General features: G+C 37.5%; 20 protein-coding genes, 1 riboswitch and 1 other annotated feature. Of the genes, 3 read left to right on the top strand and 17 right to left on the bottom strand.

The window, feature by feature from the left end:
• Positions 1–18: 18 nt before the first annotated feature.
• From lgb_RS04890 to lgb_RS04875, 4 genes are read right to left on the bottom strand one after another with little or no spacing between them, the layout of a single operon-like run.
• Positions 19–912 carry a BadF/BadG/BcrA/BcrD ATPase family protein gene (locus lgb_RS04890; RefSeq protein WP_029345713.1) on the bottom strand — a complete coding sequence of 298 codons (894 nt, stop codon included), beginning with the start codon at positions 910–912 and terminating at the stop codon, positions 19–21.
• Between the two features lie 9 nt (positions 913–921).
• Positions 922–2,010, bottom strand: coding sequence for a DUF871 domain-containing protein (locus tag lgb_RS04885; RefSeq protein ID WP_019293470.1), 1,089 nt, complete (start codon positions 2,008–2,010; stop codon positions 922–924).
• An 18-nt stretch (positions 2,011–2,028) separates the two neighbouring features.
• Positions 2,029–2,364 (bottom strand): hypothetical protein, encoded by a 336-nt coding sequence (locus tag lgb_RS04880; protein WP_019293469.1) that lies wholly within the window; start codon positions 2,362–2,364, stop codon positions 2,029–2,031.
• 54 nt (positions 2,365–2,418) lie between these two features.
• Complete coding sequence (locus lgb_RS04875; RefSeq protein ID WP_019293468.1) at positions 2,419–3,726, bottom strand: PTS sugar transporter subunit IIC; 1,308 nt, start codon at positions 3,724–3,726, stop codon at positions 2,419–2,421.
• 529 nt (positions 3,727–4,255) lie between these two features.
• Between lgb_RS04875 and lgb_RS04870 the strand changes: the two genes are divergently transcribed.
• Positions 4,256–4,933, top strand: a complete 678-nt coding sequence (locus lgb_RS04870; protein ID WP_019293467.1) for a phosphatase PAP2 family protein — start codon at positions 4,256–4,258, stop codon at positions 4,931–4,933.
• Between the two features lie 57 nt (positions 4,934–4,990).
• Here the strand turns inward: lgb_RS04870 and lgb_RS10270 are convergent, their stop codons facing one another.
• The 4 genes from lgb_RS10270 to lgb_RS04855 form a co-directional block, all read right to left on the bottom strand.
• Positions 4,991–5,125, bottom strand: a complete 135-nt coding sequence (locus lgb_RS10270; RefSeq protein WP_019293466.1) for a hypothetical protein — start codon at positions 5,123–5,125, stop codon at positions 4,991–4,993.
• A gap of 12 nt (positions 5,126–5,137) precedes the next feature.
• Positions 5,138–6,178 (bottom strand): LTA synthase family protein, encoded by a 1,041-nt coding sequence (locus tag lgb_RS04865; protein ID WP_019293465.1) that lies wholly within the window; start codon positions 6,176–6,178, stop codon positions 5,138–5,140.
• Positions 6,179–6,340: 162 nt separating this feature from the next.
• Positions 6,341–7,573, bottom strand: a complete 1,233-nt coding sequence (locus lgb_RS04860) for a hypothetical protein (RefSeq protein ID WP_019293464.1) — start codon at positions 7,571–7,573, stop codon at positions 6,341–6,343.
• Positions 7,574–7,670: 97 nt separating this feature from the next.
• Positions 7,671–9,176: a flavocytochrome c gene (locus lgb_RS04855; RefSeq protein ID WP_019293463.1), complete on the bottom strand. Its 1,506-nt coding sequence runs from the start codon at positions 9,174–9,176 to the stop codon at positions 7,671–7,673.
• A gap of 473 nt (positions 9,177–9,649) precedes the next feature.
• Here lgb_RS04855 and lgb_RS04850 point away from each other — a divergent pair, with 473 nt between their 5' ends.
• A complete protein-coding gene (locus lgb_RS04850) occupies positions 9,650–10,810 on the top strand; it encodes a hypothetical protein (RefSeq protein ID WP_019293462.1) in 1,161 nt (386 codons plus the stop codon).
• Positions 10,811–10,927: 117 nt separating this feature from the next.
• Here the strand turns inward: lgb_RS04850 and lgb_RS04845 are convergent, their stop codons facing one another.
• From lgb_RS04845 to lgb_RS04825, 5 genes are all read right to left on the bottom strand, one after another.
• Entirely contained in the window at positions 10,928–11,263 is a 336-nt protein-coding gene (locus tag lgb_RS04845; protein WP_019292332.1) for a DsrE family protein, read from the bottom strand.
• 14 nt (positions 11,264–11,277) lie between these two features.
• Positions 11,278–13,479 (bottom strand): ATP-binding cassette domain-containing protein, encoded by a 2,202-nt coding sequence (locus lgb_RS04840; RefSeq protein WP_131005692.1) that lies wholly within the window; start codon positions 13,477–13,479, stop codon positions 11,278–11,280.
• A gap of 276 nt (positions 13,480–13,755) precedes the next feature.
• On the bottom strand, positions 13,756–14,619 hold the full coding sequence (locus lgb_RS04835) for a PRD domain-containing protein (protein ID WP_019293461.1): 864 nt from the start codon (positions 14,617–14,619) through the stop codon (positions 13,756–13,758).
• Between the two features lie 11 nt (positions 14,620–14,630).
• Complete coding sequence (locus lgb_RS04830) at positions 14,631–16,085, bottom strand: glycoside hydrolase family 1 protein (RefSeq protein ID WP_019293460.1); 1,455 nt, start codon at positions 16,083–16,085, stop codon at positions 14,631–14,633.
• A 21-nt stretch (positions 16,086–16,106) separates the two neighbouring features.
• On the bottom strand, positions 16,107–17,924 hold the full coding sequence (locus lgb_RS04825; protein ID WP_019293459.1) for a beta-glucoside-specific PTS transporter subunit IIABC: 1,818 nt from the start codon (positions 17,922–17,924) through the stop codon (positions 16,107–16,109).
• 322 nt (positions 17,925–18,246) lie between these two features.
• Between lgb_RS04825 and lgb_RS04820 the strand changes: the two genes are divergently transcribed.
• Complete coding sequence (locus lgb_RS04820; protein WP_019293458.1) at positions 18,247–18,594, top strand: VOC family protein; 348 nt, start codon at positions 18,247–18,249, stop codon at positions 18,592–18,594.
• Positions 18,595–18,635: 41 nt separating this feature from the next.
• On the opposite strand, the gene lgb_RS04815 is transcribed toward lgb_RS04820, so the two are convergent.
• From lgb_RS04815 to lgb_RS04800, 4 genes are all read right to left on the bottom strand, one after another.
• Positions 18,636–19,310, bottom strand: coding sequence for a 5' nucleotidase, NT5C type (locus lgb_RS04815; protein ID WP_019293457.1), 675 nt, complete (start codon positions 19,308–19,310; stop codon positions 18,636–18,638).
• A 199-nt stretch (positions 19,311–19,509) separates the two neighbouring features.
• Positions 19,510–19,875, bottom strand: a complete 366-nt coding sequence (gene rplL / locus lgb_RS04810; protein ID WP_249663295.1) for a 50S ribosomal protein L7/L12 — start codon at positions 19,873–19,875, stop codon at positions 19,510–19,512.
• Between the two features lie 78 nt (positions 19,876–19,953).
• Positions 19,954–20,469 (bottom strand): 50S ribosomal protein L10, encoded by a 516-nt coding sequence (gene rplJ, locus lgb_RS04805; RefSeq protein WP_004257506.1) that lies wholly within the window; start codon positions 20,467–20,469, stop codon positions 19,954–19,956.
• Between the two features lie 34 nt (positions 20,470–20,503).
• Positions 20,504–20,630 (bottom strand) — a sequence feature (ribosomal protein L10 leader region).
• A gap of 133 nt (positions 20,631–20,763) precedes the next feature.
• A complete protein-coding gene (locus lgb_RS04800; protein WP_019293456.1) occupies positions 20,764–21,348 on the bottom strand; it encodes an ECF transporter S component in 585 nt (194 codons plus the stop codon).
• A gap of 100 nt (positions 21,349–21,448) precedes the next feature.
• Positions 21,449–21,565, bottom strand: a riboswitch (FMN riboswitch).
• Positions 21,566–21,594 lie beyond the last annotated feature (29 nt).

Here is a 21,594-nt window from a genome sequence, read left to right as displayed (position 1 = left end):
TATTGCGAAAAATTCTTTTTATAATTCAGCCAAAGCCAGGGAAAAGGCACCTTTGGTTGAGGATACTTCTGCTGTTATGATAGAGGCTGTTGGCACAAATTTCTTTACTTCTTGTATAAATGTTGTCTGCACTTGAGGTATTTTCAAAAGGACAGAGCCCTTTAAAGCAATTCCAATGGCTTGGGGCCGATCTAATTTGTTATAGTTATCAATTGTTATCTGTGCCAAAAACTGTCCTGCTTCTCTCAGAATATTTTGAGCAGTAAAGCTGTCCTTATTTGCTTCGGCAACAATAATCGGTGTCAGTGCTGCAAGTTCTTTCTTAGGTGCGCCGTAGACAAATCGTTTTATTGCGACTGAATCAGGAAGGTTAAGATAATGGAGAATCGCATTTGAAAGTTGGGATAAAGGTTTCCCTTGGTCTTCGTCGTTTGCCATCTTTTCAATAGCCTGAAGAGCAATCCAATATCCAGAGCCACGATCAGCTCCAATCAGATGCCCCCAACCACCAGTCATTACTTGCTTTTCTCCTCTGTGACCAAAACTGACAGCACCTGTCCCTGCGATTGTCAAAATACCATCACCATTAGGGAAATAGGCCGCATGCGCGATACGTGCATCAGTCTCTATCCGGATAGGAACCCCAAAGAAGGATAAAGCTTGCTGAAGCTCTGCGTTATATTTTCCTGAACCTATTCCAGCCACACCTAAAGAAAGGGCAACTAACTCCGCATCAGGTAATACATTCAAGCACCTTTTGATGGCTTGCTGAATATGCTGACAAGCTGCTGTGAAATCAATCAATACATTTCCATAGGAAGAATATGCCTGTGCTAAAGAATTTCCATCTCTATCGTAAGCTACAGCTTCTGTTTTTGTTCCACCAGCGTCCACGCCAATAATAATCTTCATATCTTTCAATTATCCTTTAACTTGAAATTGAAAGTTTTCCCAAGCTTGTAAATAATCCAAAAGAAAGATTTCTTCTTCCCGGATTCGGGCAACTACATTTGTTTTACCTGAATTTTTCATGTCCTTAAGTGCTATGTTCAGCTCACCTTTATATTGACCATATGTTTCGTTCTCAATGATAATGTCACCCCGTCTAATATCACGTGTATTTCCTTTAGGGAAGGCTTCAGACTTGTATTTTACCCGTGATTGCGTGGAGCGAATCATATATTCAGAAATATCACCACGGTAAAAATGCGGCTCTTCTTCTACAATCACACGCTCTAACTCTGTAATTGCTTCGTCAAGCTCAATACCAAAAGTCATCATCTGACGGTTGAGAGCAACAAGCTTTTGTATCTCCGCTTCTGAAGCATAAGCATTGCCAATAATAATATCGTCAATCAACCCTGTAGCTGATAAATGCTGTGCTTGAACTTCGATGGGCAAATCACGGTGCATCTCCAGAGTTGCCAAGCCTTCCATCACTGGCCAGGGACCATAAGTTGCATCGTGAGAATTAACAAAAGCAGCCGTCTGAATGTAGTTTTCCTTATACATTTTTGAGCATTTGACAAAGAAATCATAAGAAAGCCCTGAGAAACGCTTGGGATAAAAATTATGACAGCCGACTAAAAGGTCGCGATTGGGTACGTGACTTAAAATATTTTCCATATACTTTGTCGCATTGGACATATTGATCTCGATTTTGAGCCCATAGGGATTGTAAGTCATCAAGGCTTCTTCTTTACCTGTAAAACCTACATCTAGACGTATCCCATGCGCACCCATCTCCGCAAAAAATGATAAATCATCATATGAGATTCCCAACTCATCAAAAATACGTGGTGCAATATCAACCGTCACTTCAAAATTTTTGCTTCTGGCATAGCTTATCGTTTCCTTAAAATTCTGTAAAATTTCTTCCTTTTCGCCATTGACGGACAATAAACAGGTAAAGATACGGCTAAAGCCATATTTATGGGCAAGGTCAATATAAGCCTTGTCTTGTTCAAGTGTACTATGTTCTGGATAGATCGAGATTCCTAATCGTTTCATATGTTCTTCCTTTTAAAATTAATTCAAACTGTTCACTTCGTGAATATCTTTGCTGTCATATTTATTTATATTTTTCTTATTATAGATGGTCATAGCGCGTTCAATCGCATGTCGTGTCATTTCAAAGAAAACCATTGCTGCGAATACTGCAAAAATGATAAGAGGGATTTTCAGTAGCACAAGGAAACTTGGGAGCAGTAAAATACCAATTGCCAGAGCAAGCATGCTCATAATTCCCCAAAACCAACGGCTGCGCAAATATTTATTTTTAAAGTTTTCTGCTTTGATAGAGAAATGGCGCGCGCGAAGGATAACAATTACTGTAGCGATAAAAAAGAGAATCGAATATAACATAAGTCTATACACTTTCTATATGTGAACTTTTATTTAAATAATGAGCACTTAAATCTATGCTCCTTCAGTTTCAGTAGCTGCTTTCTTTTCTTCTTCAAGCATTTGCTTGTCATACATTTTTACAAATGGATAATAAATTAAGCCAGCAATAAAGAGGTTGACTAAAACAAGAATAATTGCACGCCAGTCATTCCCCGTTGCCATATAAGCACCAATTGGAGCAGGTAAGGTCCATGGCACATTGGCCACAAAACCATTTACCAATCCTAATCTGACAGCACTGTAAGAAACAATCGTTAAGATTATGGGATTCAAAACAAAAGGAATCGTAAAGACCGGATTCATCATCAAAGGCATACCGAAGATTAAAGGTTCGTTGATATTAAATAGCCCTGGTACAAAGGTCAGTTTTGCCATATCTCTCAGATATTTGGCACGACAAGTAAAGAGCAGGAAAACAAGAACCAATGTTACACCCGCACCGCCCATTGTGACAAACCATTGATAAAATTGCTCTGGTGCGACATAAGGAAGTTGTGTCAACGGAGTTCCATCAGCCATAGCAGCCATATTTGCATCAAGCATCATGAGCCACATCGGACGAACAATGGAGCCGATAATGTTCATTCCATGAACACCAGCCGCCCAAAGCAAATGGATAAAAATCATCGGTAATAGAGCGCCAAACATATTATTGCCCATCAGATCAGCAATTGGATTGAAAATGCTCATGATAAAGGCATTAATATCAAAATTGAGCATTACACGTACTATCCAGAGAAAGATAATAATAAATCCTCCTGGTAATAATGCTCCAAATGAACGACCAACTGCTGGTGGTACTCCATCAGGCATTTTAATCGTGATATCCCGTTTGATGAAGAAACGATAAATTTCCACGGCGAAAATCATTGTTAGAATCGCAGAGAACATTCCTGCACCACCTAAGTATTGCATAGGCAGGACCCAACCAATCGCCGCTTCGCCTGCTTCAGTCAGTACAGTATCGACATTTAAAGGGATTGTTAAAGTCAAAAAAGCTGCTAATGAGAGAACGCCTCCTGTGACACCATCTAAATCATAAGACTTAGCCAAAGAATCCCCCATGGCAAGGGAGGCATAGATTGCCATTAAACCCATTGTAATTCGAAAAGGAATTGTTAAGTTGGCTGTATGTGGTGCTAACCATTCCGCCACAGCAGGAATCGGAAAATTGGCGAAAACCATGATGAAAGAGCCTATTAGGATAAGGGAGAGTGTAGAGATAACCCCGTTACGTATAGCAACCATATGGCGTTGCATCCCAATTTTGGTCATAGGTGGCATCAATCTTGTTTCAATCCACTTGAGAAATTTTTGCATGTTTACTCCTTTAAGTAAATTTTATTTCATATCAGCTGTAAATCCAGCTAATAATGATCACTTGTTTAAATAAAATATGCGCACGTTCATCGGCTCAGCCACTAGCGATTGACTCCTTCTTTTAGGAAATCAGCAAAACGTACATGTCTATTCAGCAGAACAATATTTCTTTGAATACCCTTTCATTATATATTAATTGAAATTATATTTCAATTAATAACCAAGATTGCATTTACATTTGAAATACATTGTCATTTTAACAGAAAACTCTTAACACAAAGTCTAATATTTTTTGAAAGCCCTCCTTTCAGACACTTAATGTAAACATATTGTAAATTAATGTATTTTACCTGTATAAAAAGAATTTTATATGCTATAATTTGAAAAGTTGAAAAAGGCTATAGAACAAAACTATAAAATTTAGCTTGTTACTGCCTGTAGCTTATTTTCAACTCCTTGCTTCTTGCTTTCAGTTCAAGCAAGAAGTTTTTTTAAGCATAAAGATAAATTTACTCATATTGGAGAAAACATGAACAATAAACGATGGTATATATGTGGCATAACAAGTCTACTTCTGTTTGCTTTACTTGCCTTGATTATCAAAGGGAAAGCTTTAGAAAGTCCTCTGCCTTTTGTAGACCCCAAAATACAAGCCTATGCTGGACATCTGCAAAATAACGACTCCTTGTTAAAACTTTCTACTCTTATTGACCATTCTTTAGTGCCCATCTTTCTAGTCACACTGTTTGCTGGTTTTATCTTTCTTATTTTTACTAGAAATAAAGTGGCGCCGTTATGGCTAGGATTCGTCCTAATGCTTTGCTCAACAGGTGCTTCATTTTTTAAATTAATTATAGGTCGTGTACGACCAGAAACTTATCGGGTGCCTCCATTTTTGAAAGAGCAAGGGATGAGCTTTCCGAGTGGACACGTAACTTTCATTGCCGCGCTCCTGGGCTGCCTTTTCCTTATCCTACTGCCCAAAATTAACTCTGCTTTTTTTAAAATATTTTTAGCCTTAAGCGCCCTTGTATTGGTTCTTTTAACCATACTTTCACGTCTCTTAGTAGGTGTACACTATCCTTCAGACACAGTGGGCAGTCTTTTATGGGTAACTGCTGTCATCAGCCTTACTTATCCTTTATTTTTAAAATTCAATCAGCCATGGCAATGGCGGGAATTTTTTACAAAAATAAGAAATCCATAGCTTAGAAACACAAAACTCCAGAATACTAATCGTTCTGGAGTTTTTCATCTTTTATTCTTAAGATAAAAACAAGTAACTCACCGCCACAGATAAAGCAATCAGGACAATATCATGAACAAATAATCCAATGGTCATCTTTCTATGTTTGCTCTCCAACTTTTCAACTCTGTCTTTTAATTTTTCTGTTTCCATCACTTCTCACTTCTATTCTGATAATTGAAAGAAAGGATCACTTTCCTTTAAATAATGTTTCCCCGCCGTTAAGTCGTATTGAATGATTTCTAAGTCCTCCTTATATCTTTGCAGCGTGTTATTAAAAGTTAATTGTGGAGCTAATGCAGAGTTGTATTCCGACGGAAGCTCCCACATCACTTTGGATAGAAGAGCATAATATGGAGAAACTTTTGCCCCTGTGGTTTCAAGCAAAGCTGGGGCGAATTCTGCTGCATTTATCTCTTCTTGTTTATTGTGCATATTCCCTGTGTTAGTCCAGATAAAGTAGTCTGTCTGATAAGCTTTTAAGGGCTCAGCTTTTAGGCTTGGATAATGAGTCGGAAAGACATTGGAAAGATGATCGCCATAAAAAACAACGGTAATCTTTTTATTGATTTTCTGTAGCTTTTCTAAGAAATTTTGTGTTTCTTTATCCGTATCAGAAATTTTCCGAACATAGTTTTGTAAGAATTTATTCTGCTCTTCATCATAACCATCGCCAGTCGCTTTGATTGTTGAGGCGCCTGAGTATTTTTCATAGGACATGTGGTTTTGCATGGTGAGGACACTAAAGAATTGCAAACGTTCAGGATCTATCTTGGCTAAGACCTCTTGATAGACTTGCGCATCTGTAACGTAACCATCCAAAGTTTCTTGATTGGTCAAGATATCCTCTTTTTCAGTATTTGAGAGCGCATAGAAATGATCAAAACCAAGCTTTTTATAAATCGCATTACGGTTATAGTTGGCAGCATTTTCTGGATGCAACGCAATTTTTTCGGAAAATTGATTTGAAATGGAAGGGATAAAAGGCATACTCGGAAACACGTCTGAATTAATGGTCGAGATATTGCTTGAGTAGTTTACCATCGGCAAACCACTCAAAGATTGTGCTTCCATATTGGCTGTGCCACCCGCAAAACCATCAGATATGTCTTCTGACCGTTTTTCATTAATTTTTTCCGCTTCCTTGCTGTAACGCTGGACAATTTCTTTAAGCTTTGATGGACTGTATCCCTCAGGCTCTTCCATAGTTTTTCCGTATATTTTCTTGAGCCAGACATATGACAGAGATTTGTCTCTAGCAAGTTTGGGCGAGCCGCGCCACAGAAGGCTTTTGTTGTAACGCTGTATATATTGACTAAGGATGGGAAAGTTAATTTGTTGTTTGGGTTCATTCAGATTTTGAAAATTTTACATGATTGGAAAGAAAAGCAAGATGATTCCTAGAAGCACCATCGTTCTTACTTTCCAAGTCATCATTTTGCCCTGGAAAAACTTTCTGCTCAGTAGAACAGTGAGGAAAGAAATGCTGAGGAGAGCAAAACTAAAGACTACCAATAACTTCCCATCTATAAAAGAAGCCAAACTCTGCAGATTAGATAGCCAAGCAAGTTCAGAAACGTAGATAGGCTCCTGACGCACTGAAAATTTTATTGCATTGCCAAGACTAAAGCCACCAAAAATAATGATAATTATCGCTGTCGCAATCATATAACGATTCACCACCATATAGATGAACATAAAGATCAACATTAATATCAGAATCTGAAAGAGATTAATTCCTGTCACAACATATCCATAGTACATTCGTCCTTCATTTACACGCATTGAAGCTTGGATAAGGAAGTTAAAAACAAGGGCCAATAAAAAATTACTCGTTAAAGCACCTGAAAAATTAATATTATTGGTCGTCAAGGCTTGAATACCCTTGACGATAAAGTAACTTAAGGTGCCGATAACTATAAAAATCAAGACTAAATTTCCTAAAAGTTGGATAAAATCCTGACGTCCAAGGATGCTCATATCAGCATAAATCAAACGCAATGGCGCAGTTGAATCAACTGGGGCAAAAATAATATTCCAAACCAAACGTGCGACTAGATGATCCGTAAAAGCAAGAGCCGTGAGCACGGCCCAATAAAAGTGTTCCTTTTTTAACTCGGCTGTGACATTTAAAAGTTTTGACGGAATCTTTCCTTCTGGTAGATCAAGCACTAAACGAAGGACAAACAAAATGATCAGGACTAGAGGGAAATACTGCTCTACTAACAAGCCTAAGTTTAAAGAGCGATAACCAATCACAAAATGAGTGTTATTTAAATTCTCCATAAAAATCATGTAGAGGTGAAAAAGGTAATAACTAAGAAATATAAAAGGAAGAGGTTTGATATTTTTCCAGTTTAAATATTTACTTTGAGAGGAATCATTTTCTTTATAAATTAACCAAAGCTTTTTATTTTTGATTAAAATGAGTGCCAGATAACCAAAACTTACTGCGCCTAAAAAACGATAAATCATGAGCACCCACAGAACAGGGGCAGAATAATGCACTTGTTCTGGTAGAATATTGTCAAAGATAAGAGAGGACAACCCGATAAAAAGGGCAACTTGTGCGATTACTTTCAGGATGGTGTTTGTTTTCATTGTTACACTTTCTTTACTTTATAAAGTGAATGCTATATCAGAAAAGAAACTATTAAAAAACCAGAATCATCATTCATCTGTTTTTTTAGAACTCATTCTATTCTGCTTTTACATACTCTGCTGCTTGGAGTCCGGCTTGACGTCCAAACACCATGATATCCGCAACAGCGTTACCACCAATACGGTTTTGTCCGTGAATACCACCTGTTACTTCGCCTGCTGCATATAAGCCTGTAATTGGAGAGCCGTCTTCTTTCAATACTTGAGTTTTAGTATTAATTTTTACACCACCCATTGTGTGATGGATACCTGGAGCAATTTGGATTGCGCAGAAAGGTCCTTCTTTCAAATCATAATCCATAGCAGTTTTACGACCGAATTCCTTATCGGTTTGTTCCGCAACCGATTGGTTCCATTTATCTAAAGTCGTTTTTAAAGCTTCGGGATTCATGTCAATTTTTTTCGCCAACTCTTCAATAGTATCCGCTTCGACTACAACACCCTCTTCTCTATAGTGTTCCAATTGTTTAGCTCTTTCTGCTAACGCATTATCAAAAATCAGGTAAGCATAGCTTCCAGGCAAAGCAGTAATTGCAGCTGAAACATTATCACGAGTCTCTAGTTCATTAAAGAAACGTTTTCCTTGTTGGTTCACAAGAATAGCTCCTTCACCTCGTACAGTTTCCGTAATCAGCATGCCTGTATCTTGAACAACAGTTGGGTGGACTTGGATTTGGTCCATATCGACAAGTGCACCACCAAGAGCCTTAATCATCTTGATGCCATCACCGGTACTCCCTTTAGAAGTTGTGCTGACATAACCTTTAAGATCCGGGCGTTTTTCTTCAATCAATTCCTTATTAGATCCAAAACCACCTGTAGTTACTACGACTGCATCGCCAGCAATTTCCTTTTCTTGGCCTTCAATTTTAACCTTAACACCTGTTACTTTTCCATCTTTTCCATTGATTGCTTTCACATCAGCATTTACAAACAAGGGGATTTCTTTCTCTTGGATGTTCCTTAGCAAGCCATCTACCAAGTAAGTTCCAACTGCTGAGCCATCTGTAGGACGATGGATACGTTTAACGCTAGCACCGCCACTATAGCTGATATTGTCCAAGGTAATTCCCATTGTATCTAACCAATCAATGGCTTCAGCAGAATTATCCACCAAATAGTGCAACAAGTCTTGATCATTAGTGTTATTGCCACCCTTTAAGGTATCATTAAAAAACAGTTGATTTGAATCTTTAATGCCTGCTTTTTCTTGGAATTTAGTTTCTGATGCATTCATTCCACCGGAAGATTTCAAAGTGTTTCCCCCAGCTACAGGCATTTTTTCTAAAATAACCGGATTCATGCCTGCCTCTTGTGCCTGGAGGGCTGCGGCCATCCCAGCTCCACCCGCTCCTACGATGACAACATCATAACGATCTTTGAGCTCAGAAGCTGGTGTATAGCTTACTTCTTTAGTGGCTCCTGCAGCAGTATCTGCTTCTTTTTCCGGCTCAGAAGCTGCTTGGTTGTTCCCACATGCGACTAAGGTCAGAGATAAGGCTGCAATTCCAAGGACAGCTAGAAGTCTACTTCGGCGTTTCATTGATTTTTTCCTCAATTTCTTTCTTTATTAATTTTCTCATCGACGAACATTACTTTTGTTTCCCTTAAGTTACATCAATTGTAATTCATAGTAACATTCTTTAATGTTATTGTCAAAGTTGATAGAATTAAAGTGTTGGCCCATCCCTGAGACATCCACATTTGAGCACAATTAAATTTTTGATGTTATCTCTTCTTCTAAGGTTTATTTTTTAGGATGAAAAACAATTAAACACACAGAAACCCTAAGCAATCTATTGCAGATAGATGTCATAAAGTAAGGTATACAATGCAGTAATTGTCATTCGTATCTCACAATTTGTATGGAAAAGATGCACTTTTTAATTTTGTGAATAAACCGGCAAATTCTTGCTTTTTATTTTTTTTTAAGTTAGAATTAAAGTGTCGAGGTTTGCGAGCGATTTCATAACCACTCTCAAACTCAATTCAAATTTATTATTTAGGAGAATCTAAATGAAAACCACTAAATTGGCTTCAATCGTAACTTTGTCAGCAGCTTCAATCTTCTTGCTTGCAGCATGTGGCAACAACAATGACTCAGCAAACGGCAACAACGATGCGAAAACTGAACAATCTGACAGCAGCAAATCAGCTGATGCCTTCACAGGAGCAACTGCTGGAGCAAACAGTTTCGAAGATTTACAAAAAGGATTGTCTAAAAACGGTTCATGGTTGGCAGCAATCACAAAAGATATGGATGCTTCAGGTAAAACTTTGACTGTTGAGGGTGTTTATGCTAGCAAAAACCAAATCGCACGTAAATTTGCAGCTTACGCACAAGATGCTGATCACGTTGTAACTGACCGTTACACTTTGACTGTTGATAAAGTTGAAGTAAAATCACCTGGTTTCAAACTTTCTAATGGTACAATTAAAGGTGATGTAGCTGTCTTTGCACCTGGATTCGGTGCACAAAGCGGTAAAGGTGTTGAAGGTAAAGCAACTATCGACGGTAACTTGACTTTTGCAAGTCAAGACCTCATGGATGCTTATAATAAACTTCCTGAAGAGCAAAAACCAAAAGTAACAGGTGAAACTAAAGTTGTCGAAGGTGAAGTTCTTGAATTCCCTATGGGTGCAATCACTATTGGTGAACACGGTGAAGTAACTCACGAATTTGAAGGTAACGGACCTGATACTCAAACTGGTGCAACAACTGGTACAGATGCAGCTGATGTTTTAGCTTCAGGCTTGAGCGCTAAAGGTGCTTGGTTAGTATCTGGTAACTCAGATATCGATGCGGCTGATAAAGATATCACTGTTGATGGTATCTTCATGAACGAGAGCGGCCAAATTCAACGTACATTGGCATTGATCGCACAAAACGACAAACACCAAGTCACAGATTCATTTACTTTGACTACAAAACGTTTGATCATTAAATCACCTGGCTTTGACCTCGAAGGCGGTAACATTAAAGGTGATGTTTACGTTGCAGAAAATGCATCAATCAAAGCTCGCGATATGAAAGGTACAGATGGCAAAACAATCCCATCTGAAATCAATGGTAACCTTTACTTCGCAACTCAAGAACAATTGGACGCATACAAAGAATTGGATGCCGCTAACCAATTTAAAGTTTCTGGCGAAGTTGCTGTGAAAACTGCTGAATAATTAAAAATAAAAGATCTCATAGGAGGTCTTTTTTTATTTCAAATATACTATATAGCTAAAAAAAATCATCCTGATAGTTTGGAATGATTTTATGCTCTATATTGAAAGTAAAATATCTCATGGTTTAACATATGCAAAGCCTGAGTTCTGTTTTTGGACGAGTTCCACAATACCAGCGGGCACAACTGTACAACCTTCTTGTAGGCTTTCTACTTTGTATCCTCTCATGTTTAAAGAATTTTGGCAAACGGCAACTTTGACGTCTCTTTTGAAGACTTCCACAAGATCCACTGGTGAGGACTTCAGTACCATTTCTACTGCTTCTCCATTTACTAAAATCTCAATCTTGCCTGGTTCTTTATTCTGAGTGAGCCATTCTTTGAGATTCTTTACGTTAGAGAGGAGTGTGTTCCATTTGTTGTTTTCATCAATATGCAGAATAACTTGTAACATCTTTATGTCTCCTATTAGATATATTGGGCAGTAAGTGAAGCTGAGCAATTTCGTAACCCAGCTGGCGGTCCTGCGTAAATCACTTGGCCACCAGCTGAGCCACCTTCTGGACCTATATCAATAATCCAGTCCGCCTGGCGAATGATATCTAACTGATGTTCAATCACGACCAAGGTATTGCCTTGGTCAACAAAATGTTTCATAATCTTCATCAGACGGCTAATATCAGACAGATGCAGACCTGTTGATGGTTCATCCAGAATAAAAAGATTTCCTTTTTGATAAAACTCATTAGCCAACTTCAAGCGCTGACGTTCACCACCAGATAAAGTACTCGTTGGCTGTCCCAATGTCAGATAACCAAGTCCTACTTCGTTCATAGCTTTTATTTTTTTCTTAATCGCTGGAGCAGACTTGAAAAAGTCCAATGCTTCTTCAACCGTTAAGTCTAGGACTTCCGTAATATCTTTTCCTTGATATTTAAAGGCTAGAGCTTCCATCTTGTAACGTTTCCCCTGACAAACTTCACAGGTTTGTTTCACTGTTTCCATAAATGCCAAGTTAGATTCGATATAACCTCTACCTTCACAAGCGGGGCACGCGCCTTCGGAGTTGTAGCTGAATAGACTAGGCTTAACTTCATTCACTTTTGCAAAGGCTTTTCTGATGTTATCCATAATGCCTATAAAAGTCGCTGGATTCGAACGACTGTTGGCAGCTAGACTTGCTTGTGTCACCATAATAGCTTCTGGATAAGTTGCTCGTAAAGAATGCTCTACAAGTGTTGATTTTCCTGAACCAGCTACACCGGTCAAAACGGTGAGAAGCCCTTGAGGAATATCAAGATGTTCATTTTTAAGGTTGTTAGCGTTTGAAATTTCTCCTTGATAAAAGTGAACAGGATGTCTTGGTTTTTCGTTAATCGTTGTCATCTTAGAAAGATATTCCCCCGTTAAACAATCAGACTGAAGAAGCTGCTCATAGCTTCCTTCAAACATGATTTCACCGCCATGTACACCAGCACCAGGTCCAACTTCTATCACCCAATCAGCAATTTTGATAACATCCGGATCATGCTCAATAATAAGCACAGTATTTCCTTTATCTCGCAGCTTTGTAAAGATGCTATTAATACGAGCCACATCCCTCGGATGCAGACCAACAGAGGGTTCATCAAAAATATAGAGCATATCCGATAGCGCGTTATTTAAATGCTTTACTAATTTTACACGCTGAGATTCTCCACCAGATAAAGTCGTCGTTTCTCGATCAAGACTGAGATAACCTAACCCAAGGTCGATCAGATGATCAATTTGTTGTTTAAGGTGTTCTGTTCCCTCGTGTGGAGCCAGAACATCACTTAATTCTGTCAGCTCTATACTCATCAAATCCGCAAAGCTATGTCCGAACCAACGTACCGCTAGTGTTTCTTGGTTTAAACGTTTCCCTTGGCAAACTGGGCAAAGCGCTTCATGCGTATAAGTTGCAAGTGTCTTTTGGGCACCTGCAGACAAGTCACCTTCTTTCTGCAAGAAACCACGATTAAACTTGTCAACTATTCCCTCGTAGGTAAGGTTGTATTCGCCCATTTTGATTTTGCCGACTTCTTTGCCGTGATAAAGGCGATCCAGCTCCTCTTCTGTATAATCTTTCAATAATTTTTCACCATCAAAAAGACCATTCTCTACATACATTTTGATGATTTTTTGGTAAGGCTTAAAAAGAACTGCACCATTATTAAGTGAGCGTTCTTTATCAATAAAAAGCTCCATTTTCAACTCTAGTTTTTTACCAATACCTTGACATTCTGGACACATGCCCGCTGAAAGATTAAACGAAAAATGGTCTGCTCCAAGCTGGGGGCTTCCTCCACCTGCAAAAAGTTGACGAATAACAGGTGCAATATCAGTGATTGTCGCAAGAGTCGAGCGGGCATTGCCCCCTAAAGTTTTTTGGTCAATGACGATGGAGGCCGGAAGATTTTCAATCCGCTCCACATCAGGACGTTCATATTTGGGTAGAAACTGTCGAACAAATGCAGGCAAGGTTTCATTTAAGAGGCGTTGTGACTCATCGGCAAGAGTATCAAAAACAAGGCTTGATTTCCCAGAGCCTGAAACACCAGTAAAGACTGTTATTTTCTTCTTGGGGATTTCAAGCGACACATTCTTTAAATTATTGACCTTATCTGCAATGACACGAATCGTATCAGGCATCGTTTTCTCCTTCTTCATAAAGTCCGTAGACAAGAGCCTGCAAACTATAAAATTCAATTTTTTGGGTGTTGCTTAAGTCCTATTCTATCATTTTTTTAGTTTTTTTTATCTGATTTTCAGGTTACTTAAAATATAAAACCCTCAGCTGTTTGAATAGCTGAGGGTTTTTCACTTTACTATTGTTGTTTTATTTTTACAGTTCTTTTTTATTTCTTTTAGCGCCAAGAATATCCTTCTTATCAGACTTTCTACAAATACAAATTAAGAGTTACACTACTATTTTTTATCGTTTTGCTTTTCTATTTTATGCGAATTAAGTAAGCGATTGATATGAATAGTTAAATAAGTGATTTCATCTTTTGTGATTTTTTTAGAATAAATGGCTTCGATATGGTCTTTAATAAGAAAGGATATCTCTACCGCTTGGGGATACATCATAACTATTTGCTCGAAGAGCTGGTTGTTGCTTTCATCTAGAAGACTATCACTAAAAAATCGCTCTGCAAAAAATTTTAAATGTGTAATAAACCTTTGATAGTTTACATTATCTGTATCTATTTCTTCACTAATGCTATATCGTATAATACTATTGATGGATGATATGAGTTTTGCATAGTTCATCCCATCTGCTTGAAGCCCTGATTTGACTTGAGCATTGATAATATGAAACGCGATATTTGCAGCTTCTTCTTGCGGTAAAACCACGCCACACTCTTTTTTTAAGATTTTTAAGGAATATTCTCCCAACTTAAACTCTTTAGGATAATAAGTTTTTATTTCCCAAAAAACCCTATTTGTTATAGATATATTACTTCTAAATCGTTCTACTGCAAAGTTTAAATGATCACCAAGCATAAAGTATATACTAGGATTGAGTTTGCAGTCTAATACACGCTCAGCTTCTGAAACTATTTCTCGAGTTATTTCTAACAGTTCTGGAGGAATAGCTTCTAAAATTCCCATATATTCCTTTAGATTTGAACTTTTTAAGGGAATAAACGTTTGATTAACTGTATCTTCTTCTACAGCTGCTCCTATTTTTTTACCGTAACCAATCCCTTTGCCTAAAAGTATGTACTCTATGCCTTTATCATCAGTCGCTAGTACAGCATTTGAGTTCATCGTTTTTTTTATTATCAACAGATGTGCTCCTATTCTAACTTCTCACCATTTGTTTCAATAACTTTTTTATACCAATAAAATGAATCTTTTTTATATCTTTTTTTACTACCCTTGCCTAAATCATCTTGATCGACATAGATGAAGCCGTATCTTTTACTCATTTGTGAGGTCGAAACACTAATGGAATCAATTGGCGCCCAGCTCGTATAGCCTATGAGTTCTACTCCCATATCTACAGCTTTTTTCATTTCTTCGATATGTGATTTCAAATAAGCGATGCGGTAACTGTCTTTAATTGTAAGATTATCTTCTAGCTTGTCAATTGCGCCCATACCATTTTCAACGATAATTAAAGGGAGATTATAGCGATCATACAGCTCTAACAATGATATTTTCAATCCAACTGGGTCAATCTGCCACCCCCATTCGGTTGATGACAAATATGGGTTTTTCACACTCATAATAGTATTGCCGGCTGCTTTTTCTTTTTGCGGATCTGCGGATTCTGTTCGTGACATATAATAGCTAAAGGCTAAATAGTCAGCAGTTCCCTCTGATAAAATACTTTCGTCATCCTCTTCCATTATAATATTAATCTTTTTATTTTTTAAGTCTTGCAGATACAAACGGGGATATTTTCCAAAAATCTGTATATCTGCATGAGAATAGTTATCTAAATTACGTTCTAACGAAAGTAGTACATCTTCAGGATGACATGTGTTTGGATACGTTGTTAGCTTGGTCAACATACATCCCATCATGCTTCCAGGAATTAATTGGTGGCATAGTTTTGTTGCTTGAGCTGCTGCGATATACTGATGATGAAGTGCTTGATATACTGCTTCCTCCAAACTATAGTCTATACATTTGTCTGGCACTATTCCAGCTGTAATAAATGGATGACGTCCTACACTATCAATTTCATTAAATGTCAGCCAATATTTCACATATTCGCCAAACTCTACAAAACAAACTTTGGAATATTTAACAAACATGTCAACAAGCTTTCTATTGACCCATCCATTATATTTTATACTAAGATGAAGTGGCATTTCATAGTGTGACAGAGTTACGATTGGTTCAATATTTTTTTCTTTTAAGGTTTTAAAAATGGATTTATAATAATTAATTCCCTCTTGATTAGGATATTCTTCTTCTCCCGTTGGGAAAAGACGTGTCCATGCAATTGAAATACGTAAAGTTTTAAAACCCATCTCTGAAAATAGTTCAATATCTTCTTTGTATTTATGATAAAAGTCTATTCCTCGTCTTTTAGGATAAAATTTGTCATCTTTCGTTTCAACTGCCGTTTTTATCATTTCTGATGTAATGTTATTGTGACCTGCATAGTCGCTCACGTCTAAATCAGGCTTGTACATTGCTACATCAGCAACCGATAAGCCTTTGCCGTCTAAATCCCATGCGCCCTCAACTTGATTGGCAGATAATGCCCCACCCCAAAGAAAGTTCTTTTTAAAACTCATAATTATCTTCTCCTTATTTCATTATACTATGGTCAACAAATTTTCAAATTTATTGACTTCATTTTGTTTTGTTATATTTATTTTAATTGGATTTGGTTTGGTAAAGATAAATACAGTTGTCGGGTCAAATCCTGCTGCTTCAATTTTCTTGATGTCAAAGCTGACCAGCAATTCTCCAGTTTTTACTTTGTCCCCTTCAGTTACATGTACATTAAAATATTTTCCTTCTAGATTAACCGTATCAATTCCAATATGAATTAAAATTTCTTGACCATTATCTGTTTCTAAGCCTATAGCGTGTTTTGTTTTGTACACCATTTTAATGATTGCATCACTTGGAGCGTACACTTCACCTTTATTTGGTAGTATTGCGACGCCATCCCCAAGTAATTTAGCTGAAAACACATCATCATTTACTTCTTCCAAAGGAATCACAGTTCCTTCTACTGGCGATTTCAAAGTCGTTGTATTTGTACTTTCTATTTTTGTTTTTTCTGTAGTGGGTTCTTTCCATAAAATAAAGGTAGCAATAAACGAAACAATGAAAGATATGACTAATCCAATAACCGCATGAAGCATGTTATTTGCCAATCGCTCTGATATAAACATAGATAATGTAGCAAGTCCTGGACCAACTGCAACATATGCTTCAACAGCCATCAATCCTAAGGATGCACCGCCAATAGCACTCCCAATCATTACTCCGTACAATACACGTTTATGTAAAATTGTCACACCATATAAAGCAGGTTCAGTAATACCAAACAGTGCCGAAATCCCTGCAGAAAGAGCCGTTGAACGTAAGTTTTTATCTTTTGTTCTTAAAGATACCGCAAAATTTGCTCCGGATTCTGAAATATTGTGCGCAAGAGAAGCGGCGTTATAAATAATTTCTTTTCCAGTTTGTCCTAAAGATGTAACAACATAAGGAATCATTGCCTTGTGCATACCTGTAACCACCATAAAAGGTAAACATGCAGCTAACACTGCTACGGCAATCCACCCAAATTTACCAAATAGGAACATTATTACTGAGGCAAATCCTTGACCAAATGTAAATCCTAAGGGACCTAAAATAAACAGAGTTAAAGGCACCACAATGAGCAAACTAAACATTGGAACAAAGAATGTCCGTACCACTTTGGGGACTATCTTTGTAAAAACCTTTTCGAGTTGGGAATAACAGATAACAGATAATATGGCTGGGAATACTTGATAAGCATAATTTATATTTGTTAAGGGTAGTCCAAATAATTGTGTGCCCTCTGTTAACATGGAGGTTAGATCAGGCGTTAATAGAGCACTCACTGCAGCAAGGGCCACAAGTGAATTAGATTTTAATTTATTTGCTGTAGTTACAGCAACCAATAAAGGAAGAAATCTAAGTGGAGCATCCCCTATGAAAAATAAGATTTGATAAGTTGTGGAAGCTTTATCTAATAAGCCGAATAATGCAAAAAGCATAAGAAAAGATTTAAGAATCCCCCCTCCAGCAATGGCAGGAATCAAGGGTTGAAAAATACTAACAATAAAATCTAAAACTTTTGCTGACAATTTCATGTTCTTTTTCTTTGCTGTATTTTTTTCTTCCTCACTGTTTGACCGCAGCTTATTTATCTCATTATATATTTCTACCACAGAATTACCAATAATAATCTGAGTCTGTACATTCTGAACAACTCCTAGTACTCCCGATAATTTTTTCAATCCTTCAACATCGGCTTTGGAATCATCAATTAAAGTAAACCTTAATCTTGTTGAGCAGTGTTCCAGCTGAGATATATTAGAATTAGTTCCGACTAGTTCTAATATGCTCTGTGCTAACTCTTGTGCATTCATGGTTTGTCTCCCTTAGTGTTAGTATTAGCATCCTACTTGAAAACACAAAAAAACCGAACCAAATAAAAAGAATATAATTCTTTAAATCTAATCCGGTTATGCCTGCATTATCAGTTACATGCCATTTATTAAGTTAAGTAAATGATATCACAAAAAAATGTAAACGTCAACATATAATAAAAATTTTTTCCTGAATCTCAGTAAACTTCTCCTTTCGGAACAGCTTCTTCTACTTTGCTTGGAGGAATACCCACAAATCATTGGTAAAGCAACCAAGCGTTTTGTACAATAAAATAATAAAGAATAAAAAGTGAGTGCTACCATGAAAATTTCAATTAATCTTTTTGTGCAAGATATCAAACAATCGCTAAAATTTTATCAAAATGTTTTCGGAGCAAGCATTCAGGATGGATGTCATTTTAAAATAGAAAATTATCCCTTTACTTTAGCTGAAGTAAAAGAAAACACCCCGAAATCTCGAGGCGGTGTTGGTCTTTGTCTGCAAATCTATTTGAAGGATATTGACAATATTTTAGCGCTGGCATTTGATAATGGCGGACAAGTGGTTGCTCCCGGTACGCCTGAAACCCCTTCTTTCATTGCTCATGGCCAGCGTGTCATTAATATCGAAGATCCCTCAGGCCATATCTGGTCTGTGACAGAAATATGAAAGTAAACTCTCACAGCACTCAAGCAAGAAGCTCCAAACAGTTATTCCAGTCCTACTTTATAGCGATAATCATATTCTGTGGCACCACGATTATAGGGCGCTGAGACGAGCACGGCTTTTGTGCGTACTTTATGATTTTTAATGGCTGCAATGGTTTCCGGTTTGTCATCATAGAACCAATCAATATCCAATCCAATAATTAACGGCAGTTTCTCCTCAGTAAAATAAATCTTGTCATAATAAATACCGAAACGATTAAGTGATTCTATCGTTTCTTTAGCATAAGAAACATGACGTGCTGTAATCAGTACTATTTCTGCTCCGTTCAAATGTTCTTCTGCCAAATCTTCGACCATCTTGCGATTTGGCGTACTTTCTCTGATAATTTTTCGCTGAATGTCTTCATCCATTGTTGCATAATAAATCAAGTCATAGTCAATAGCTTCCATCGTTTCAATATTTAAGTTAGTGCCCAACTTTTGATTGGTACATTCAATGGCTTTCTTCATAGAAAAAATTACACCATCAAGATCATAGCCCATCACTTTACGGCGCGGAAGATAACGCACTTGACCAGTTTCGTCACGTAAAAACTGCATGGTAACATTCACCCCCTCAATCTCTTCACCTGGCAACTGATGCTGTGGTGCTAACTTGGACTCTTCCATTAGTAAAGAAAGTAATTCTTCCTTAGGCAAGTTGTATCTATCAATCATATGCACTCCTCTTTGTATTCGAATCAGTTTCTATTATAAATCTAGTATAACAAAAATATAATTTCTCACGTAAAAATACAAGGGAATAATTGTGCCAACTCACTACATAACGATATAAAAAAACAGCCAATAATGGCTGTTTTTTATTGCAATTTTATCCAAAATATTGGATGCTTGCATCTAAATTGAACTTAAATGATTATTTAAGTGTGATTGAAGCACCAGCTTCTTCCAATTTAGCTTTGATTTCTTCAGCTTCTGCAGTTGCAACGCCTTCTTTGATCATTGTTGGTGCGCCATCAACGAGTTCTTTAGCTTCTTTCAAGCCAAGACTAGTGATTTCACGAACAGCTTTGATTGTAGCAACTTTTTTGTCGCCTGCTGCTGTCAATTCAACGTCAAATGAATCTTTTTCTGCTGCAGCTTCGCCACCAGCAGCTGCTACTGCTACAGGAGCAGCTGCAGTTACGTCAAATTTTTCTTCGATTGCTTTAACGAGCTCAGAGAGTTCGAGGATTGTTGCTGTTTCAAGTTCAGCAACGATGTTTTCAATGTTCAATGCCATTTTGATTCTCCTAGTAAATTTTAGTTTGTTGCGTAAATCCGCCGATATAAAATTTGCTTACTGTCATTCCATATGGAATTAAGCAGCTGATTCTTCTTTTTCTGCAACAGCTTTGACTGCGAGAGCCACGTTGCGGACAGGTGCTTGAAGCACTGAAAGAAGCATAGAAAGAAGACCGTCGCGGCTTGGAAGAGATGCAATAGCTGCAACTTCTTCTTTGCTTGTAACTTTTCCTTCGATAACACCAGCTTTGATTTCAAGTTTGTCTGCTGTTTTAGCAAACTCGCTCAAAATTTTAGCAGGGGCAATAGCATCTTCGTTTGAGATAGCTACTACTGATGGGCCTACGAAGCTGTCGTTCAAACCTTCGAGTCCAGCTTTTTCAGCTGCACGACGCAAGATTGAGTTTTTAACAACTTTGAATTCCACACCGGCTTCACGCAACTCTTTACGAAGTTGAGTGTCTTGTTCTACAGTTAAACCACGTGAGCTTGCAACAACGATAGATGTCGCAGCTTCGAATTTTTCTGCAAATACGTCAACCAACTCAGCTTTCTTAGCAATAGTTGCTTCGTTTACTTTGTAATCGCTCATTTGTTTACCTCCATTTTATTTTGTTCGTAGGAATTTTTACAAATAAAAATCCCCACGACCAAAAGACATAGAGAGTTCAATCATTGTTTAAAATGTTTGTCCTCGGTTGGATGCTTATGACTTATGTCCCCAACTGTCTTCGGTCAGTCCTTTTCAGAACTTCTATTAGTATATCAGATGTTTTTAAAAAATGCAAGGGAAAAATTAATAAAAAATCAAAAAAAATGACCATTAACGAAGTCATGATCATTTTCTCTTTCAGTTTGCCCTGAGTTATAGGCTCTATTTTTCTGTTTAAGCATTAATAAATTTGATGGCTTTTGATCCACGGAGGGCCCAATACAGTAAAGCAAAGCTTCCTGCAAAAATGAGACCTTGTAGAATATTAAAGACAACAACAGCACCAATATAAGCTGAAATACCACCAGGAAACATTGTTGCGATATCAAAATTAGCAAACATTGCGTAAAGTGGTATAGCGTATACATAGTTAAGTACTACCTGTAATACAGTTAAAGCCAATGTCCCCAAAATGGCTGCCATAATATAGTTACGCAAGCTAAATCTGTGACGGAGAAAGAACCAAAGTACCAGCACAAAGACAGTAACTGTCAAAATATTCATTGGTAAACCAATATAGGTATTCACTCCGTCACTATTTAAAAGTAACCACAAAAGCGAACGAATGATAAGAATAGCAAAAGCACTGCTTAAGCCAAGCATAAATAGTCCAATCAAAATGGGCAAGATTGTGAAGTCAATCTTTAAAAAGCTTGCACTCGGCACCAAAGGAAATTGGAACATTGGGTAGGACAGTACAAAAGAAATTGCACTGAGCATTGCGATAAGTGTGAGTCGACGTGTTTTTGAATTTGACACGAAAAAACCTCCAAAATAGAAAATAATATTTCTTCATTTTGAAGGGAGTTTTTGAATATTGACGAAAACGGACTCAACCCAAAAAGAGCTAGTCTTATTTCCTATTCTTCTCCCATCCAGACTTTACTGTCGGTTGTGGAATTACACCACATCAAGCTTTTCAGCTTCGCGGACTTTAACCGCCGGTCCCGAATTTCACGGTGCCCTGAAGATACGTTTATTATATCACAAAAAATTATTTTTGGT

Origin of the sequence: Lactococcus petauri (assembly GCF_023499275.1) — a bacterium.
Classification (GTDB): domain Bacteria; phylum Bacillota; class Bacilli; order Lactobacillales; family Streptococcaceae; genus Lactococcus; species Lactococcus petauri.
Note: the sequence above shows the minus strand (reverse complement) of the source record. Positions and strands in the feature narration are given on the sequence as shown.

Excerpts from the sequence above, each read along its gene's own strand:
- lgb_RS04890 (WP_029345713.1), bottom strand. The coding sequence starts at position 912 with ATGAAGATTATTATTGGCGTGGACGCTGGTGGAACAAAAACAGAAGCT.
- lgb_RS04885 (WP_019293470.1), bottom strand. The coding sequence starts at position 2,010 with ATGAAACGATTAGGAATCTCGATCTATCCAGAACATAGTACACTTGAA.
- lgb_RS04880 (WP_019293469.1), bottom strand. The coding sequence starts at position 2,364 with ATGTTATATTCGATTCTCTTTTTTATCGCTACAGTAATTGTTATCCTT.
- lgb_RS04875 (WP_019293468.1), bottom strand. The coding sequence starts at position 3,726 with ATGCAAAAATTTCTCAAGTGGATTGAAACAAGATTGATGCCACCTATG.
- lgb_RS04870 (WP_019293467.1), top strand. The coding sequence starts at position 4,256 with ATGAACAATAAACGATGGTATATATGTGGCATAACAAGTCTACTTCTG.
- lgb_RS10270 (WP_019293466.1), bottom strand. The coding sequence starts at position 5,125 with ATGGAAACAGAAAAATTAAAAGACAGAGTTGAAAAGTTGGAGAGCAAA.
- lgb_RS04865 (WP_019293465.1), bottom strand. The coding sequence starts at position 6,178 with ATGGAAGAGCCTGAGGGATACAGTCCATCAAAGCTTAAAGAAATTGTC.
- lgb_RS04860 (WP_019293464.1), bottom strand. The coding sequence starts at position 7,573 with ATGAAAACAAACACCATCCTGAAAGTAATCGCACAAGTTGCCCTTTTT.
- lgb_RS04855 (WP_019293463.1), bottom strand. The coding sequence starts at position 9,176 with ATGAAACGCCGAAGTAGACTTCTAGCTGTCCTTGGAATTGCAGCCTTA.
- lgb_RS04850 (WP_019293462.1), top strand. The coding sequence starts at position 9,650 with ATGAAAACCACTAAATTGGCTTCAATCGTAACTTTGTCAGCAGCTTCA.
- lgb_RS04845 (WP_019292332.1), bottom strand. The coding sequence starts at position 11,263 with ATGTTACAAGTTATTCTGCATATTGATGAAAACAACAAATGGAACACA.
- lgb_RS04840 (WP_131005692.1), bottom strand. The coding sequence starts at position 13,479 with ATGCCTGATACGATTCGTGTCATTGCAGATAAGGTCAATAATTTAAAG.
- lgb_RS04830 (WP_019293460.1), bottom strand. The coding sequence starts at position 16,085 with ATGAGTTTTAAAAAGAACTTTCTTTGGGGTGGGGCATTATCTGCCAAT.
- lgb_RS04825 (WP_019293459.1), bottom strand. The coding sequence starts at position 17,924 with ATGAATGCACAAGAGTTAGCACAGAGCATATTAGAACTAGTCGGAACT.
- lgb_RS04820 (WP_019293458.1), top strand. The coding sequence starts at position 18,247 with ATGAAAATTTCAATTAATCTTTTTGTGCAAGATATCAAACAATCGCTA.
- lgb_RS04815 (WP_019293457.1), bottom strand. The coding sequence starts at position 19,310 with ATGATTGATAGATACAACTTGCCTAAGGAAGAATTACTTTCTTTACTA.
- rplL (WP_249663295.1), bottom strand. The coding sequence starts at position 19,875 with ATGGCATTGAACATTGAAAACATCGTTGCTGAACTTGAAACAGCAACA.
- rplJ (WP_004257506.1), bottom strand. The coding sequence starts at position 20,469 with ATGAGCGATTACAAAGTAAACGAAGCAACTATTGCTAAGAAAGCTGAG.